At 41.8% G+C, this 16,011-nt stretch carries 10 protein-coding genes; 9 read left to right on the plus strand and 1 reads right to left on the minus strand.

Translation table 11 applies throughout. The features are described 5' to 3' along the window. Nucleotides 1-54 precede the first annotated feature (54 nt). The 3 genes from QZ135_RS08180 (at nucleotide 55) to QZ135_RS08190 (ending at nucleotide 9,005) form a co-directional block, all read left to right on the plus strand. A complete protein-coding gene (locus QZ135_RS08180) occupies nucleotides 55-4,029 on the plus strand; it encodes a two-component regulator propeller domain-containing protein (protein WP_294607717.1) in 3,975 nt (1,324 codons plus the stop codon). 147 nt (nucleotides 4,030-4,176) lie between these two features. Further along, on the plus strand, nucleotides 4,177-8,376 hold the full coding sequence (locus QZ135_RS08185) for an acyl-CoA dehydratase activase-related protein (RefSeq protein WP_294607719.1): 4,200 nt from the start codon (nucleotides 4,177-4,179) through the stop codon (nucleotides 8,374-8,376). A gap of 5 nt (nucleotides 8,377-8,381) precedes the next feature. Then, on the plus strand, nucleotides 8,382-9,005 hold the full coding sequence (locus QZ135_RS08190; RefSeq protein WP_294607722.1) for a TetR/AcrR family transcriptional regulator: 624 nt from the start codon (nucleotides 8,382-8,384) through the stop codon (nucleotides 9,003-9,005). 9 nt (nucleotides 9,006-9,014) lie between these two features. Here the strand turns inward: QZ135_RS08190 and QZ135_RS08195 are convergent, their stop codons facing one another. Beyond that, a complete protein-coding gene (locus QZ135_RS08195) occupies nucleotides 9,015-9,740 on the minus strand; it encodes an RDD family protein (RefSeq protein ID WP_294607724.1) in 726 nt (241 codons plus the stop codon). Between the two features lie 102 nt (nucleotides 9,741-9,842). On the opposite strand from QZ135_RS08195, the gene QZ135_RS08200 reads away from it, so the two are divergent. From QZ135_RS08200 to QZ135_RS08225, 6 genes are read left to right on the plus strand one after another with little or no spacing between them, the layout of a single operon-like run. After that, complete coding sequence (locus QZ135_RS08200) at nucleotides 9,843-10,805, plus strand: stage II sporulation protein M (protein ID WP_294607726.1); 963 nt, start codon at nucleotides 9,843-9,845, stop codon at nucleotides 10,803-10,805. After that, nucleotides 10,786-11,727, plus strand: coding sequence for a hypothetical protein (locus QZ135_RS08205; protein WP_294607729.1), 942 nt, complete (start codon nucleotides 10,786-10,788; stop codon nucleotides 11,725-11,727). Before QZ135_RS08200 ends, QZ135_RS08205 begins: the two co-directional genes overlap by 20 nt. Nucleotides 11,728-11,734: 7 nt before the next feature. Next, entirely contained in the window at nucleotides 11,735-12,349 is a 615-nt protein-coding gene (locus QZ135_RS08210; RefSeq protein ID WP_294607732.1) for a DUF4129 domain-containing protein, read from the plus strand. Further along, nucleotides 12,346-13,617: a DUF4350 domain-containing protein gene (locus tag QZ135_RS08215; RefSeq protein WP_294607734.1), complete on the plus strand. Its 1,272-nt coding sequence runs from the start codon at nucleotides 12,346-12,348 to the stop codon at nucleotides 13,615-13,617. Before QZ135_RS08210 ends, QZ135_RS08215 begins: the two co-directional genes overlap by 4 nt. Nucleotides 13,618-13,627: 10 nt before the next feature. After that, nucleotides 13,628-14,602: a MoxR family ATPase gene (locus QZ135_RS08220; RefSeq protein WP_294607736.1), complete on the plus strand. Its 975-nt coding sequence runs from the start codon at nucleotides 13,628-13,630 to the stop codon at nucleotides 14,600-14,602. Then, nucleotides 14,599-15,909 carry a DUF58 domain-containing protein gene (locus QZ135_RS08225; RefSeq protein ID WP_294607738.1) on the plus strand — a complete coding sequence of 437 codons (1,311 nt, stop codon included), beginning with the start codon at nucleotides 14,599-14,601 and terminating at the stop codon, nucleotides 15,907-15,909. The genes QZ135_RS08220 and QZ135_RS08225 overlap by 4 nt, the downstream gene beginning before the upstream one ends. Nucleotides 15,910-16,011 lie beyond the last annotated feature (102 nt).

Here is a 16,011-nt window from a genome sequence, read left to right on the forward strand (position 1 = left end):
TATTGAATTAAATTATTACCTTCGCTTTAATCAATGCCTGAATAGGCCCTATATATGAAAGGATTTCTGATTATAAAGAATATTATTCTTAGCAAGCAAACACTTCTTTTGGTTTATATTTTAGTTTGGGGCATGCAGGCGTATAGCTCTGATAATCTGTCTTCTGCTTTTCCGTATAATTATCGGTATAAAAGTTTTAAGAATATATATTTCCCAATAGAGTCTAATGTTGTAAATGTAATCTTTCAAGATGATACAGGATTGGTGTGGGTCGGTACCCAAAGCGGTCTATTCTCTTATAATGGATATCAGATTTATAAATTGGCAAGAGAAACCGATATAGAGTATGCCAATATCACTGCGATTGTACAAGTAAGTAAAGAATATCTTTGTATCGGGACTAACAAGGGGCTGCGATATCTTAATCTGTTTACTGAACAGTTTGAGAATCTGTATCCGGTCACTCAAGTGGTCAAATCTGTCCGCTCTTTGGCTGTTTGGGATAATAAACTTTGGATTGGAACTAATGATGAAGGATTACTGTACTATGATTTTCAGGATGAATCCATATTACATTTGCCATTAGATTCCGAAAAAAGTAAATCAATCGTTTATTCGTTTGAATCGGCCGATGGTAAGCTTTATATAGGTTCTTATGATGGATTAAGTTGCTATGACCCGGTAAAACAAGTAAGAGAGACAGTCATATTGCCTGAAAAGTTCCGGAAGTTAATGGTGAATTCATTGCTGTGGGATGAACAACGGAATTGTCTATGGATTGGGACAGAAGGATATCTGCTCAGCTATTGCCTTAATGACTCTCGTGTAGAAACGCCTCTTGCATTACCATCAAATACTTTTAAAACATTGGCATTTGATAACAAGAATAACATTGTGATGGGTACGGATAATGGCCTGTATATTTATAGCCGGGGTTTGGGAAAAGTGAATCATATACTTCATGATTTGCGAAACGAGCAGTCTTTGTGTAATAATGTAATTTCTTGTAGCTATATTGACAGAAATAATAATGTTTGGTTAGGGACTGACTATGGTATATCATTGATTGTTGATGATTCTGCTTTTCAGTTTATTCATATTTCTGAATTGACGGATGAGAGGAATGGCAATGATTTTACCCATATATATAAGGATAGCAAAGGAGGGTATTGGTTAGGAGGAACAAACGGACTTTTACTGTTTGACAAGAATGGTAAAGTGAAATGCTTTAATACTGAGAATCCGAAGAACTTGCTTCGGCATAACAAAATCAGATGTATATATGAAGATCGTGATCATATTGTATGGATTGCTACGGATGCCGGAGTGGCAAGATATGATAGGGAGAGGGAGAAGTTTGTACATTATAACATAGTGGACAGGTCGAATCGGAAGAAAGCAAATTGGGCGTATGATGTTTATGAGGATGAATATGGCAGCCTATGGATTGCGACTTATCTGGGCGGAATATTTATCGTTAACAAGCGGGAATTGCTTGCACACGATGATCGGGTTTTGTTTCGGGCGGAATGGAACTTGTCTGATTCATTGATTTCAACCAAAGTAAGTGAAATTGCTTATCAGATAGAGACTGATAAATATGGTTTCATCTGGGTTAATACTCAAAAAGGCTTAGCCCGGATAGACTGCAAAGCCCGTAAAATACATATATTAGACGTTTATCCGAATCGGATGATTTATGATGGAATTCAATCTATCTGGTATTCATCAAACAACGAGATTTATAAACTTAATGTCCTGACTTATACCAGTGAGAAAATAGGTGAATTAGCCAAGGGAAGCCAGGTACACTCATTTGTGTTGGAAAATACCAATATTTGGGTTTCGTGTACGGAAGGAGTCATGGCATGGGATATTGTCTCATCGCAGAGAACCGATATGGCATTTTCAGGAAGATATTACCAAGCCGGATTCTATGACAGGCAACATGATGTCATCTTATGGGGAGGATATGATGGAATATCTTATGTATCCACTCATGTCATAAAAAGTGAAAAGGGAGCTGCCCCGGTTATTGTAACAGCTGTCCGGAGCAATGATAGGCAACTATTGCCTATGGTGGATTATGCAGGGAGTAGTATCCGATATCAGAATAAGATAGAATTGCCACATGCGGAAAAGAATCTGACATTTGAGTTTTCCACATTAGCTTATTCTTCAGAATCAGAATTTTATTATCGTTTGGGAAACAGTAAACAATGGAGTAAATTAGAACCGGGACAGAATCATATTTCTTTTGCCAATTTACATGCCGGCACGTATAAGTTGTTCATGCGGAATGGGAACTCCGATAATCCTCAACTATCCCCGGTTACAGAGTTTGTTTTTACCATTCTTCCGCCATGGTATGCTTCGGTGATAGCGTATATTATATATACACTTATATTGGCAAGTATCGCTTTTATTATCATAAAATACATCCGAAGGAATATCAAATTGAAATATGAGCGTATAGAGAAAGAGAAAACATTAGAATTATCAAATCTGAAATTAGACTTCTTCATCCATATTTCTCATGAACTCAAGACTCCTTTAAGCCTAATCATAGCTCCTTTGAGTACTCTGATTACAGAAATTAAGAAGCCGGAACATAAAAAGCGGTTGGAGTCTGTATATGGACATGCGTTAAAATTAAATTCATTAATTCATGAAGTGCTTGATTTCAAGCAGGCTGATTATACTAGTGAGAATACTTTGATTCGCTCTAATATCGAATTATGTTCTTTTACAAAGAATATTTTGGATACTTTTTCTGCGACTTTTGTGTCGAAAAATATCAGGACAGTCTTCATATCCGATAAAGAGCAAATATGGATGAATCTGGATATGATAAAAATGGAATCTGTACTATCGAATATAATCACTAATGCTATTAAATTCATTCCTGCTGAAGGGGGGGAAATTGAAGTTACCATTATTCAGGCAGCAGAAATGGTTACTATACAAATTTCGGATACTGGCAGTGGCATAAAGCGTGAAGACCTTCCTTATATCTTTATTCGCTACTTTCAGAGTAAAAATAAAGATAGACGTAAAGATGGAAGTGGTATTGGTCTGTATATAGTTAAGAAGTTTATAGAACTACATGATGGTCATGTCAGCATTAGCAGTGTTGGTGACAATTGTGGAACTTTAGTTACCATAACCTTACCTTTATCCGGTGCAAATTGTATATCTTCCATACAGAATTGTTCTCAGGCGGATCAGCAATTGAGTTTGCTATCAGGAAAACCCATATTATTGATTGTTGATGATAACGTTGAAATGGTAACTTATCTAGTGGAAGCTTTTTCTAAAGAATACTGTTGCTTGTATGCTTTAAATGGAAAAGATGGGATAACTATTGCCTCAGAACACCATCCGGACATAATTCTTGTAGATCAGATAATGCCGGAAATGGATGGAATCGAATTTTGTAAGGTGATACGAAAAAAATTGCAAATAGCTTTAGTACCTATTGTGATGTTGACAGCGAAAGATGATAAAGATACTGAACTCAAAAGCATGAAAGCAGAAGTAGATGCGTTTATATCTAAACCGTTTGATATTGATAAATTGAAGCTACGGTTGGAACAGTTGTTTAAAACCCGGCGCAGGTTAGAGAAACGACTGAATATTGAAACAATTGGGGAACCTATACAGATACAGGAGAAAGAAATGGATACAGGGGAAGCATTTATAATCAAGCTTGTTTCCATCATGGAAGAAAACATGGAAAATACAGAATTCAATGTTTCTATGCTTTGCCAATTAGTGGAGATGGATAATAAACAATTGTACCGGAAGGTAAAGCAGTTGGCAGGAGTCACTCCTGTAGAGCTTATTCGTCGGATACGAATGAAGAAAGCAGCCGCGTTATTGTTGCAAAATAGGTTTTCTGTTTCAGAAGTTATGTATATGGTGGGATATTCAAATCCGTCTTATTTCTCGAAATGTTTTGTAGCCGAATATAAAGTTTCCCCAAGCCAATATGCTTCAGAACGGCAGAATACGGGGGATAAAACTTAAAGAACCTCAAATCTTTCCCGCTCTCCTGAAAGTAAGTTAATAATTTGAATGATAGAGTAGTAGTATATCATTAATTCTTCTTATGTTTGTGTTTGACACATGTGTCAAACTTTTAAGTCTGATTAAAAGATATATTATAAAAGCGGTATGTTGAAGATAGGTCTTGATGTTGGTTCTACAACAGCAAAGCTGGTTGTACTTGATGAAAATGAGAGCGTTGTATTTTCAAAATATGAAAGACATAATACGCGTGTCAGGGAAGTGGTCGTTGCTTTTCTGAAAGAACTGCTTTCCCGGATAGGGGATGAAAAAGTGATTGTCAGAATCACCGGTTCCATTGGGATGGGAATCTCTGAGAAATGTGCTCTGCTATTTGTGCAGGAAGTGGTTGCCGCAGCGAAAGCAATACAGAAAGGACATCCTCAGGTAGGCACTATGGTAGATATTGGCGGTGAAGATGCAAAGGTTGTTTTCTTCAGGAATGGCGAAGCTACGGATTTGCGTATGAATGGTAACTGTGCGGGAGGTACCGGAGCTTTCATTGACCAAATGGCAATTATATTGGGTGTGAATGTCTCCGAGTTGAATGCCCTTGCCATGAATGCAGACCGGGTATATCCGATAGCTTCACGTTGCGGTGTTTTCTGCAAAACGGATATTCAGAATCTTATAGTTAAGAATGTCAGCCGGGAAAATATTGCAGCTTCCATCTTTCGTGCGGTGGCGGTGCAGACTGTGACTACTCTGGCGCGCGGCTATGATATGCAGGTTCCAGTGCTGTTTTGTGGCGGTCCTTTAGCCTTTATTCCGGCACTGCGCAAGGCCTTTATAGATTATCTGTCCCTTGACGAAAAAGAAGTGATTTTACCGACTGACGGAACTCTGCTTCCGGCATTAGGCTCTGCCTTGTCCTGTACGGAGAAAGACCATAGTTTCCGACTTTCGGGCTTGATTGATGCTATTGATAAAAAGTTAGATGCCTCTTCGGGTAAGTTTGTAGGTCTGCAAGCTATCTTTGAGAATGAGGCGGAATACGAAAATTGGAAGGAAAGAATTGCCGGAAACAGGATTGTCAGGTCCAGGCTGATTGCCGGTGAACAAGATGTTTTCATGGGTATCGATTCCGGCTCTACGACTACCAAGATTGTGGTGATTGATGCGGAATCGAGACTACTGTATTCCTATTATAATACGAACGGTGGAAATGCCATTAAGACCGTTGAAGAAGGGTTGAAAGACCTGTATGACAAATGTTCGGACTGTGGAGTCGTGCTTAATATAAAAGGAAGCTGCTCTACCGGTTACGGTGAAGATTTGATGAAGTGCGCTTTCCAGCTTCATTCGGGCATTATCGAAACCATAGCCCACTATATGGCAGCGCAATATCTGGACAAGGACGTGTCTTTCATTCTGGATATTGGCGGTCAGGATATGAAAGCCATATTCGTAAATAAAGATGAAATAGACCGGATTGAGATAAATGAAGCGTGTTCATCGGGATGCGGCTCGTTTATGGAAACCTTTGCTAAATCATTGGGATATACGGTGCATGACTTCTCTTTAGCAGCTTGTCGTGCTAAAGCTCCATGTGATTTGGGGACACGATGCACGGTTTTCATGAATTCAAAAGTTAAGCAAGTGCTGCGTGATGGAGCTACGGTAGACGACATTGCTGCCGGACTGGCCTATTCAGTCGTTAAGAACTGCCTTTATAAAGTGTTGAAACTAAAAGATGTATCTGTCTTGGGTAAGAATATCGTGGTGCAGGGTGGCACGATGCGCAATGATGCCATCGTACGTGCAATAGAGCTCCTCACGGATACCCAAGTGTCCAGATGTACCACTCCGGAATTGATGGGAGCGTTCGGTTGTGCTCTCTATGCAAAGAAGCATCAGGGCACAACTATCCGTCTGGAAGAAATGATAGGAAAGGCACAATACAAATCGCGTTTTCTTCATTGTAAGGGATGTGATAATCAATGTTTGCTGATGCGCTATGACTTTGAAAACGGGAAAAGTTATTATTCGGGCAACAGGTGCGAAAAAGTCTTCACAAATGGAGAGGGTAGTGAATATAAGGGGAAGAATATCTATCACCGGAAGAATGAACTATTGTTCGATCGTAAGGTGGAGAGCACCAATCCCTGGCTGACTGTGGGAATTCCTCGGTGTCTGAATGTGTATGAGGAATACCCTTTCTGGCACACTCTCTTCACAGTCTGCGGCATACAGGTCCGCCTGTCCGATGTCTCCAACTTTCTGAGTTATGAGAATAATGCACGTATGGTTATGTCGGATAATATTTGCTTTCCTGCCAAACTGGTACATAGCCATATCTCCAACCTGATACATAAAAAGGTGGACCGGATATTTATGCCTTTCGTTATTTTTGAGAAAAAAGAGAAAGAGCAGAACAGTTATAACTGTCCTATTGTGACGGGATATTCGGAGGTTGTCAAAAGTGTGCAGTCCTGTGGCATACCTATCGATTCTCCGGTCATATCTTTTAAAGACCGGAAACTGCTGTATAAACAATGCAGGGAATTGCTCTGCGGACTGGGTGTTGATGAAACGATGGTTCAGTTTGCTTTTGACAAAGCAGAGAGTAAGCAGAATTCTTTTGAAAATATGCTGGTTTCCTGTAACGAGGAAATTTTGCAGAGTGCACGCAAAGAGGGTGCCCTCACTGTAATACTTGCCGGTCGTCCCTACCATAGCGACCCGTTGATACAACATAAAATTTCCGATATGATTGCTGATATGGGAGTGAATGTCATATCCGATGATTGGGTCAGGGACAAAAATATCAACCTTGATGATAGTCATTTCGTTTCCCAGTGGGCCTATACGAACCGTATTCTGAAAGCGGCAAAATGGTGTGCCGAACAAGAGAAAGATGTGCAGTTTGTGGAGATGACTTCATTCGGTTGTGGGCCGGATGCTTTTCTGGTAGATGAAGTGCGCGATTTACTGATGCGTCATAATAAATCTCTCACTTTATTGAAACTGGACGATATAAGCAATATCGGTTCGATGAAATTGAGAGTAAGGTCTTTGGTAGAAAGCCTGAAATTGGCAAATACACAAGAAACTAAAAAGCAGGATACGAAAGAATTTGTGACAGTCCCGGTGTATGATAAGGCATATCGTGACCGTAAGATATTACTTCCGTTCTTTACGCCTTTCATCTCCCCGTTGCTTCCCGCTCTTCTACGGGTTGCCGGATTTGATGCGGAGAATCTGTCTTTGAGCGACGGTGAATCAAGCGAATGGGGATTGAAATATGCCAATAATGAAGTGTGCTATCCAGCTACGTTGATAGTGGGCGATATCATAAAAGCATTCAAGACAAAGCGATATGACCCTGCGAAAACCACTGTTGCCATTACCCAGACAGGCGGGCAATGCCGTGCCAGCAACTATATCTCTTTGATAAAAAAGGCGCTGATAGATGCCGGATATACGGATGTACCGGTGATATCCGTTTCTTTCGGCAGCATGATAGAGAATAACCAGCCGGCTTTCAAGGTGAATTGGCTGAAGGTGCTTCCTATTGCCCTTTACTCGGTTCTGTATAGCGACTGCATTGCCAAATTCTATTATGCCTCCGTAGTCCGTGAGAAAGAAACGGGCGCTTCGGCTAAATTGCGTGATAAATATCTGGGACTCGCTTCTGAAGCCATCTTGCGAAGAAGTACAAGACGGTTGACCGTTTTATTGCAAGCTGCTGCCGATGACTTTAATGGTGTTTGTATGGATTGTGATACTCCGAAAGTGGGGATTGTCGGAGAAATATTTCTTAAGTTCAACCCTTTTGCACAGAAAAATGCTATTGATTGGCTTATAGAAAGAGGTATAGAGGTGGTTCCTCCGATTCTGACTGACTTTTTCATGCAAAGTTTCGTGAACCGGAAAGTGGATGTGAAGTCCTATCTTAAAGACAAGCAGCCTTCTGATTATGCTTTTGATTGGGGATATAAGCTCGTGAAGAAACAAGTGGATAAGATAAATGCGATTGCAGGTCGCTTCCGTTACTTCGCTCCCTTCAATGATATTTTCGAAGAAGCTGCTGGAGCTAAGAATATTATTTCACTCAGTGCACAGTTCGGAGAGGGCTGGTTGCTTCCTGCGGAAGTCGTTTCATATGCCCGTCAGGGAGTGAATAATGTTATCAGTTTACAACCTTTCGGCTGCATTGCAAACCATATTGTAGCGAAAGGAATAGAAAAACGCATCAAAATTCTTTTTCCGGATATAAATCTATTATCTTTAGATTTTGATAGTGGGGTTAGCGACGTAAACATAGTGAACCGGATGTTACTTTTTATTGACAACTTGAAAGAATGAGAGATATGGCGACAAATGACAATGATTTAGAAAGAAAAATAATAGAGGCTGCACAGCAGTTGTTTATGAAAAATGGTTTTGTTGAAACGAACATGAGTGATATCGCGACGGCTGTAGGGATAAACAGACCAGTTCTGCATTATTATTTCAGGACGAAAGACAAAATGTTTCAAGCGGTTTTCGGGAACATCATACTTTCTCTAGCTCCTGAAATTCAAGATATCATGTTGCAGGATAAACCTCTTCCCGAACGGGTGGGTAGACTGGTGGATGCTTATTTTAATGTTTTCCTCCGGCATCCCTATCTTCCAATGTTTATGGTAAGGGAGATAGAACGCGATGTGGAACATTTGATTAGTACGGCCCGTGAATTGCAACTGGAACGCTATTTTCACAAAATTGCTACAAGCCTTCAGGAAGAGATGGATTCCGGTAAACTGAAGAAAGTTCCTATGCACTTTATCTTTTTTACGCTTTATGGAGCGTTGACCTTTCCTTTTCTGGCAAGGAAGCTATTTCTTGCCCTGTCCTCAAATGAGGGGGAGAAAGAAGATTTTACAGGAATACTTATGGAATGGAAGTCCTATATCATCATGCAAATGAAGAATTTATTATGCTATGAAGATTAGTTGAGTTCGTCAGATTTCTTCTAATGCGTAGTATTGGTAATCCCGGAGTATGGTTTGCAGGAATTGTTCCTGTCCGCCATCCCGGGGTGTAATTGAAAGAATCTCCTGCACTTTTTGGGCAAGTTGCACGATGCGCCGTGCACGGTCTTTTTTCCCGGATTGTAAAGTCCGGGTGATTACATTTACCTGTTCCAGTGATAAGTCGGCGGCTTGCGGAAATATGGGATGGTAATCTTTCGTCAGATAATCGAACTCGTCAAGACTGACGTGTATCTTGCGGTAATTCTTATCTTTGATAACCATTGTGCCTGCGGCAAGGTCGCCCATCCGCTGACTGTTTTTGGTCAGTAAAATAACTAATACTCCGAGTCCTCCGGTGGCGGGAACATCAATCGGGAAGAGCAGCCAGCGGAGCAAATAAGAACCTATGCTCGGAGTGGAACCATCAGCTTTCACCACCCGGATATTCATGAGTCTCTTTCCGAGGCTCTGCCCGTGGTTGAACATTTCACATAAAAAAGCATAGAATAATACAGGCAGATAGATTATGGCAAAAAAAACAATCATTGTAAAATTCGAAGATACCTGAAGTTTGGAGAGCAGGGTTGCGGTGGAATATACATAAAGTCCTATCAGGATATAGTCGATGACTAATGCCAGAAATCGTTCGCCAATGCTGGCGGGTGTTTGGCTGATACGGACAAATTGCCCGGTGATAATAGTAGATTCTGCCATTTCCGATTGAACATTTTTAGTATTTCGTTGCAAATATATCATTATTCTCTTATTTTTGTTACCGATTTCAGACAAAACTCATCCGAAGTCCTCAGGAAAAGTATGAAAGAAGTAACGTTCATTCGTCGGAATATCGAAAGATGGAAAGAAGCCGAGAAGGTGGTGGAACAAGCTACAAGCTTGTCTCCCGACAGGCTTGCCGACGCATATACGGACCTTACTGCCGATTTGGCGTTTGCACAAACGCATTTTCCAACCTCCCGTATCACTATTTATCTGAATAATCTTGCCTCGGCGTTGCATAACAAAATCTATCGGAATAAGCGTGAGAAGTGGTCGAGAGTCATTACTTTTTGGACGCAGGAAATACCGCAGACCATGCACGATGCACGTCGTGAACTGCTTGTTTCATTCCTTATCTTCATTGTCAGTGTAGCGGTCGGGGTGATTTCTACTGTGGGTGACCCCGATTTTGTCCGTCTGATTCTGGGAAATAACTATGTGGATATGACATTGAACAACATAGCCAACGGAGAACCTATGGCAGTGTATAACGGCTCTTCAGAAGTCCCTATGTTCCTGGGAATCACTTTGAACAATATCATGGTTTCCTTCAATTGCTTTGCTATGGGAATCTTAACCAGCTTTGGTACAGGATATATGCTCTTTGCCAATGGAATCATGTTGGGCTCTTTCCAGACTTTCTTTTTTCAGCATGGTCTGCTTGGAGAATCCATGCTTGCCATATGGCTGCACGGAACTCTCGAAATCTGGGCTATCATTGTGGCCGGTGCTGCCGGACTGGCTTTGGGAAACGGTTGGTTGTTCCCCGGAACTTATTCAAGGTTGGAGTCTTTCCGGAGGGGGGCCAAACGAGGGGTGAAGATTGTGATAGGCACCATCCCCGTATTTATTATGGCGGGATTCATTGAAGGCTTTATCACCCGCCACACCGAATTGCCGGATTCATTGAGGCTTGGTCTGATTCTTACTTCCCTGGCATTTATTTTATTCTACTATATTTATTTACCTAATAGAAAACGACATGGAAACAGAGAAACCTAAAATTGCGTTGTACGTAAAACGTTCTTTTGGTGAGAAATTTAATGCATCTTTCGATTTTATAAAAGAGAATTGGAAATTGATGCTGAAGTATGCAACCTATTTGCTTTTACCACTTTGTCTTGTCCAGGCATTAAGTCTGAATGGGCTGATGACTTATACGTTAGGCCTGTTCGGTTTTCTGGAGAGTGGATTTCCTGACTCTGCTATATTATCATTCTTTTCTTACTACGGTCTGTATATGTTTCTGTTGATAATAGGCATTGTTTTGCTGACTTCATTGGTTTATGCAATGATCCGGACTTATAATGAGCGGGAGGAGCGTTTGCAAGGCGTCACGTTGGGGATGCTGCGGTCTATGTTGCTCCATAATGTGAAGAGGATGTTTATACTGGTGTTCTTCGGATTGCTCCTGTCGATGTTTCTCGGTCTGGTTATCAATGTTATAGCTGCTTTATTCCCAGAGACTTTGTTCGCAATTGTTATAATTCTGTTAATCCCGTTTATGATAGCCGTAGCCGTGCCGTTTAGTCTCTGGGCGCCTATCTATCTACTTGAAGACATTAGCATTGTAGATTCTCTGAAAAAGACTTTTCGTTTGGGATTTACCACTTGGGGAGGTATCTTTATGATATCTCTTGTCATGGGAATCATTGCCGGTATCTTGCAGGGAGTGACGATGATACCTTGGTACATAGGAACAGTGGTGAAGTACATCTTTATTACAAGCGGTGGGGGAACCGAAGCAACCGTATCTGTAGGATATAGCTTCTTGCTTTATCTGTTGGCTATTGTACAGGTGTTTGGTGCTTACCTTGCCATGATTTTCTCATTTGTGGGATTGGCTTATCAGTATGGCCATGCCTCGGAAAAGGTGGACAGTATCATGGTAGAAAATGATATTGATAATTTCGATAAACTCTAAAATGTAAATGATAACTTCTCCGGTTGATACATTGGTTTGTGACACCGTGCAGGTTGCCGTATGGCAGTCTGATGCGGTGTATGACTACAATCGTGAGTTGATCGCTCCCGAAATTAATTTATTCGAGTGGTTCAACAGATGGTTCGGAGAAGTTATGCAGAAAATATTCGGCAGCAATTTTGCGGAAGAATATTCGGAACTTATTCTGATAGGCATCGCTATTCTTATCCTTATTCTGATAGGCTGGTTCGTTTACAGGAAGCATCCGGAATTATTCGCGTATTCCCGTAAGAATGCCTTGCTTTATACGGTGGAAGAAGATACTATTTATGGGGTGGATTTTACGAAAGGGATTGCCGATGCACTTTCACGTCATGACTACAGGGAAGCAGTCCGGTTATTATATTTGCAGACGCTAAAGCAACTCAGTGACGAGGGACGCATCGACTGGCAACTTTACAAAACACCTACACAGTACATTAATGAAGTGCGGTTGCCCGCTTTCCGGCAGTTGACCCATCATTTCCTGCGGGTACGTTATGGAAATTTTGAAGCGACCGAAGCGTTGTTTCACACCATGCATTCTTTGCAGGAAGATGTGAAGAAAGGAGGGGCTGCATGAAAGGAAGTCATTGGTTCATCGTCGGAATTGTCATCTTTCTGCTGTTGATGTTTGCAATAGAATGTCGCTTGCCGAAGAAATTCGTGTGGAATCCTACTTTCAGCCATTACGATAAGCAGCCTTTCGGGTGTGCTGTTTTTGACAGCTTGTTGTCCGCTTCGTTACCGATGGGGTATTCATTGTCCAGAGAAACCTTTTACCAGATGGAACAGAAAGATACCGTGTCTTGCCGGGGAATATTGGCTATTGCCAACAACCGGCTGCCATCGGATGTGGATGTGGACGCCTTGCTGAAAATGGCGGAACGCGGAAATAAGATAATGTTGGTAAGTACTTGGTTCAGTAATAAGTTGGAAGACACATTGAAGTTCAGGAGTAGCTATTCTTATTTTAGTCCGGTAGCTTTGAAAAAGTATGCTACTTCACTGTTGATGAAGGATAGTCTGTGTTGGATAGGGGATTCTGCGGTTTATCCCCGACAGAATTTCTATTTCTATCCTCAACTGTGTTCATCTTATTTTCTCACAGATTCGCTTCCGGCGAAGGTGTTGGCAGTAAAGAATATTTCAGTAAATGAATTCAGATATGAAGCTGATGTGGATTCCGCTTTTTCAGATACTGTTATTCATGTTCCGGTTGCCATGTCGTATCAGTGGGGAAAAGGGGAGGTTATTCTGGCTTCCACACCTTTGCTCTTTACCAATTACGGTGTACTGGACGGAAAGAATGCCACTTATCTTTTCCGCCTGCTATCGCAAATGGGAGAACTCCCTATAGTCCGCACCGAAGCATATATGGAACAAACGGCACAGGTACAGATGTCCCCTTTCCGCTATTTCCTTTCGCAGAGGCCGCTTCGCTGGGCTTTGTATCTGACGATGTTTGCAATATTACTCTTCATGGTGTTTACAGCGCGGAGAAGACAGCGTGCGATACCGGTTATCCGTAAACCGGAAAACAAGTCGCTGGAGTTTACGGAACTGATAGGTACTCTTTATTTCCAGAAGAAAGACCATGCCGATTTGGTTTGTAAAAAATACATGTACTTTGCAGAAGAGCTGAGAAGGGAGATTCAGGTGGATATAGAAGAAGTGGCGGATGATGAACACTCTTTCAGCAGGATTGCCCGGAAAACAGGTATGAATGAGGAAGAGATAGGAGAATTCATCCGTACAGTCAGACCGGTGATTTATGGTGGATGTGACATCTCTGTGGAGCAGATGAAGCGTTATATTGATAAAATGAATGAAATAATTAGTCATATATAAAAAGAAACTTATGGAAGAGAATACAGAACAACGGGTGGATTTAACCCTCTTTTCCGGGAAGATACAAGAGTTGAAAGATCGGATTGCTTCTGTCATTGTAGGTCAGGAGCAAACCGTAGACTTGGTGCTGACAGCTATTCTGGCGAATGGTCATGTGCTGATAGAGGGAGTGCCGGGAGTAGCAAAGACTTTACTGGCCCGGCTGGTAGCCCGGTTGGTTGATGCTGATTTCAGTCGCATACAGTTCACGCCGGACTTGATGCCGAGTGATGTGCTGGGTACTACGGTCTTCAACATGAAAACCAATGATTTTGACTTCCATCAGGGGCCGGTATTTGCCGATGTCATACTGGTGGATGAAATCAATCGTGCCCCAGCCAAAACGCAGGCAGCCTTGTTCGAAGTGATGGAAGAGCGTCAGGTCAGCATTGACGGGACGACGTATCCGATGGGAGAGCTTTACACAATTCTGGCTACCCAGAATCCGGTGGAGCATGAGGGAACTTATAAATTGCCTGAAGCGCAGCTCGACCGTTTCCTGATGAAAATAACAATGGATTATCCTTCATTGGATGAGGAAGTGAATATTTTGGAACGCCATCATACCAATGCCTCATTGGTGAAGCTGGAAGACGTCACTCCTGCCATTACGAAAGCGGAACTTTTATCTCTCCGTAATGTAATGAGCCAAGTGTTTGTAGACCGAACTTTGCTTCAATATATTGCCTTGATTGTGCAGCAGACGCGTACAAGTAAGGCGGTGTATTTGGGAGCTTCTCCGCGTGCATCCGTGGCCATGTTGCAGGCTTCTAAAGCCTATGCATTATTGCAGGGCCGTGATTTTGTGACACCGGAAGACATTAAGTTTGTTGCTCCAAGTGTCCTTCAACATCGTCTTATCCTGACTGCGGAAGCTGAAATGGAAGGATATTCTCCGGTGAAAGTAACGCAACGCCTGATTGATAAGGTGGAAGTTCCGAAATGATTCTGACTCGTCGCTTCTATATTATCCTCATTCTGATTATCCTGTTGCTGGGTAGCGGAACTGTATTTGCCCCGTTGTTTGTGATTGGGCAATGGGCACTTTTTATCTTTGTCCTGATGGTGTTGTCAGATGGATATATGCTCTATCGTGTCCGCGGTATCAGGGCATTCCGCCAGTGTGCTGCCCGTTTCTCCAATGGAGATGAAAATGCGGTGAGCATCCGCGTAGAGAACAGTTATCCGCATCCCGTTTCTGTAGAAGTTGTCGATGAAATCCCTTTTGTATTTCAGCAACGGAATATTAACTTCCGGACCGAACTTCAAGCAAATGAAGGAAAGTCAATCAGTTATAATCTGCGTCCTACCAGCCGTGGAGTATACGGCTTTGGGCGGATTCGTGTGTTCGTCACCCATAGAATCGGCTTGCTTTCCCGTCGGTACACTTGTGGAGAGCCTCTTGACATTCAAGTATACCCCTCTTACCTGATGTTGCATCGGTATGAATTGCTGGCTATCAGTGATAACCTTACAGAGATGGGCATCAAACGTATTCGCCGGGTGGGGCATCATACTGAGTTTGAACAGATCAAAGAATATGTGAAAGGCGATGATTACCGTACAATAAATTGGAAGGCAAGTGCCCGTCGCCACGAACTCATGGTAAATATCTATCAGGATGAACGTTCTCAACAGATTTACAATGTGATAGATAAAGGCCGGGTGATGCAGCAGGCATTTAGTGGAATGACTTTGCTTGATTATGCGATAAACGCTTCGCTGGTTCTTTCGTACGTTGCCATGCGCCGGGAAGACAAGGCAGGCGTTGTGACTTTCGAAGCACACTTCGACACATTCGTCCCGGCTTCCAAGCGTTCGGGTCATATGCAGATGTTACTTGAAAATCTCTATGCCCAGCAGACCACTTTTGGTGAAACGGACTTTTCTTCCCTTTGTGTACATTTGAATAAGCATGTTACTAAACGTAGTCTTCTGGTACTGTATACTAATTTCTCCAGTCTGGGCAGCATGAACCGCCAGTTGGCATATTTGCAACAATTAAATCGTCAACATCGTCTGCTTGTAGTCTTTTTCGAAGATGCAGACCTGAAAAACTATATTACCACTCCTGCGAAGGATACGGAAGGGTATTACCGTCATGTCATTGCTGAGAAATTTGTCTTTGAGAAGCGATTGATAGTATCCACGTTGAAACAACATGGCATTTATTCCTTGCTAACTACCCCTGAAAACCTCTCGATTGATGTGATTAATAAATATCTGGAGATGAAATCGAGACAACTCTTATGAGCCTTAAATCATACTGTTTTATCTACTAATAGAAACTGCTGGTCGATACTAATTGTGTACAGGCGTGCACTTATCTATCTTTGTTTCGAATTATGTAGGTAT

Origin of the sequence: uncultured Bacteroides sp., from assembly GCF_905207245.1 — a bacterium.
GTDB lineage: Bacteria > Bacteroidota > Bacteroidia > Bacteroidales > Bacteroidaceae > Bacteroides.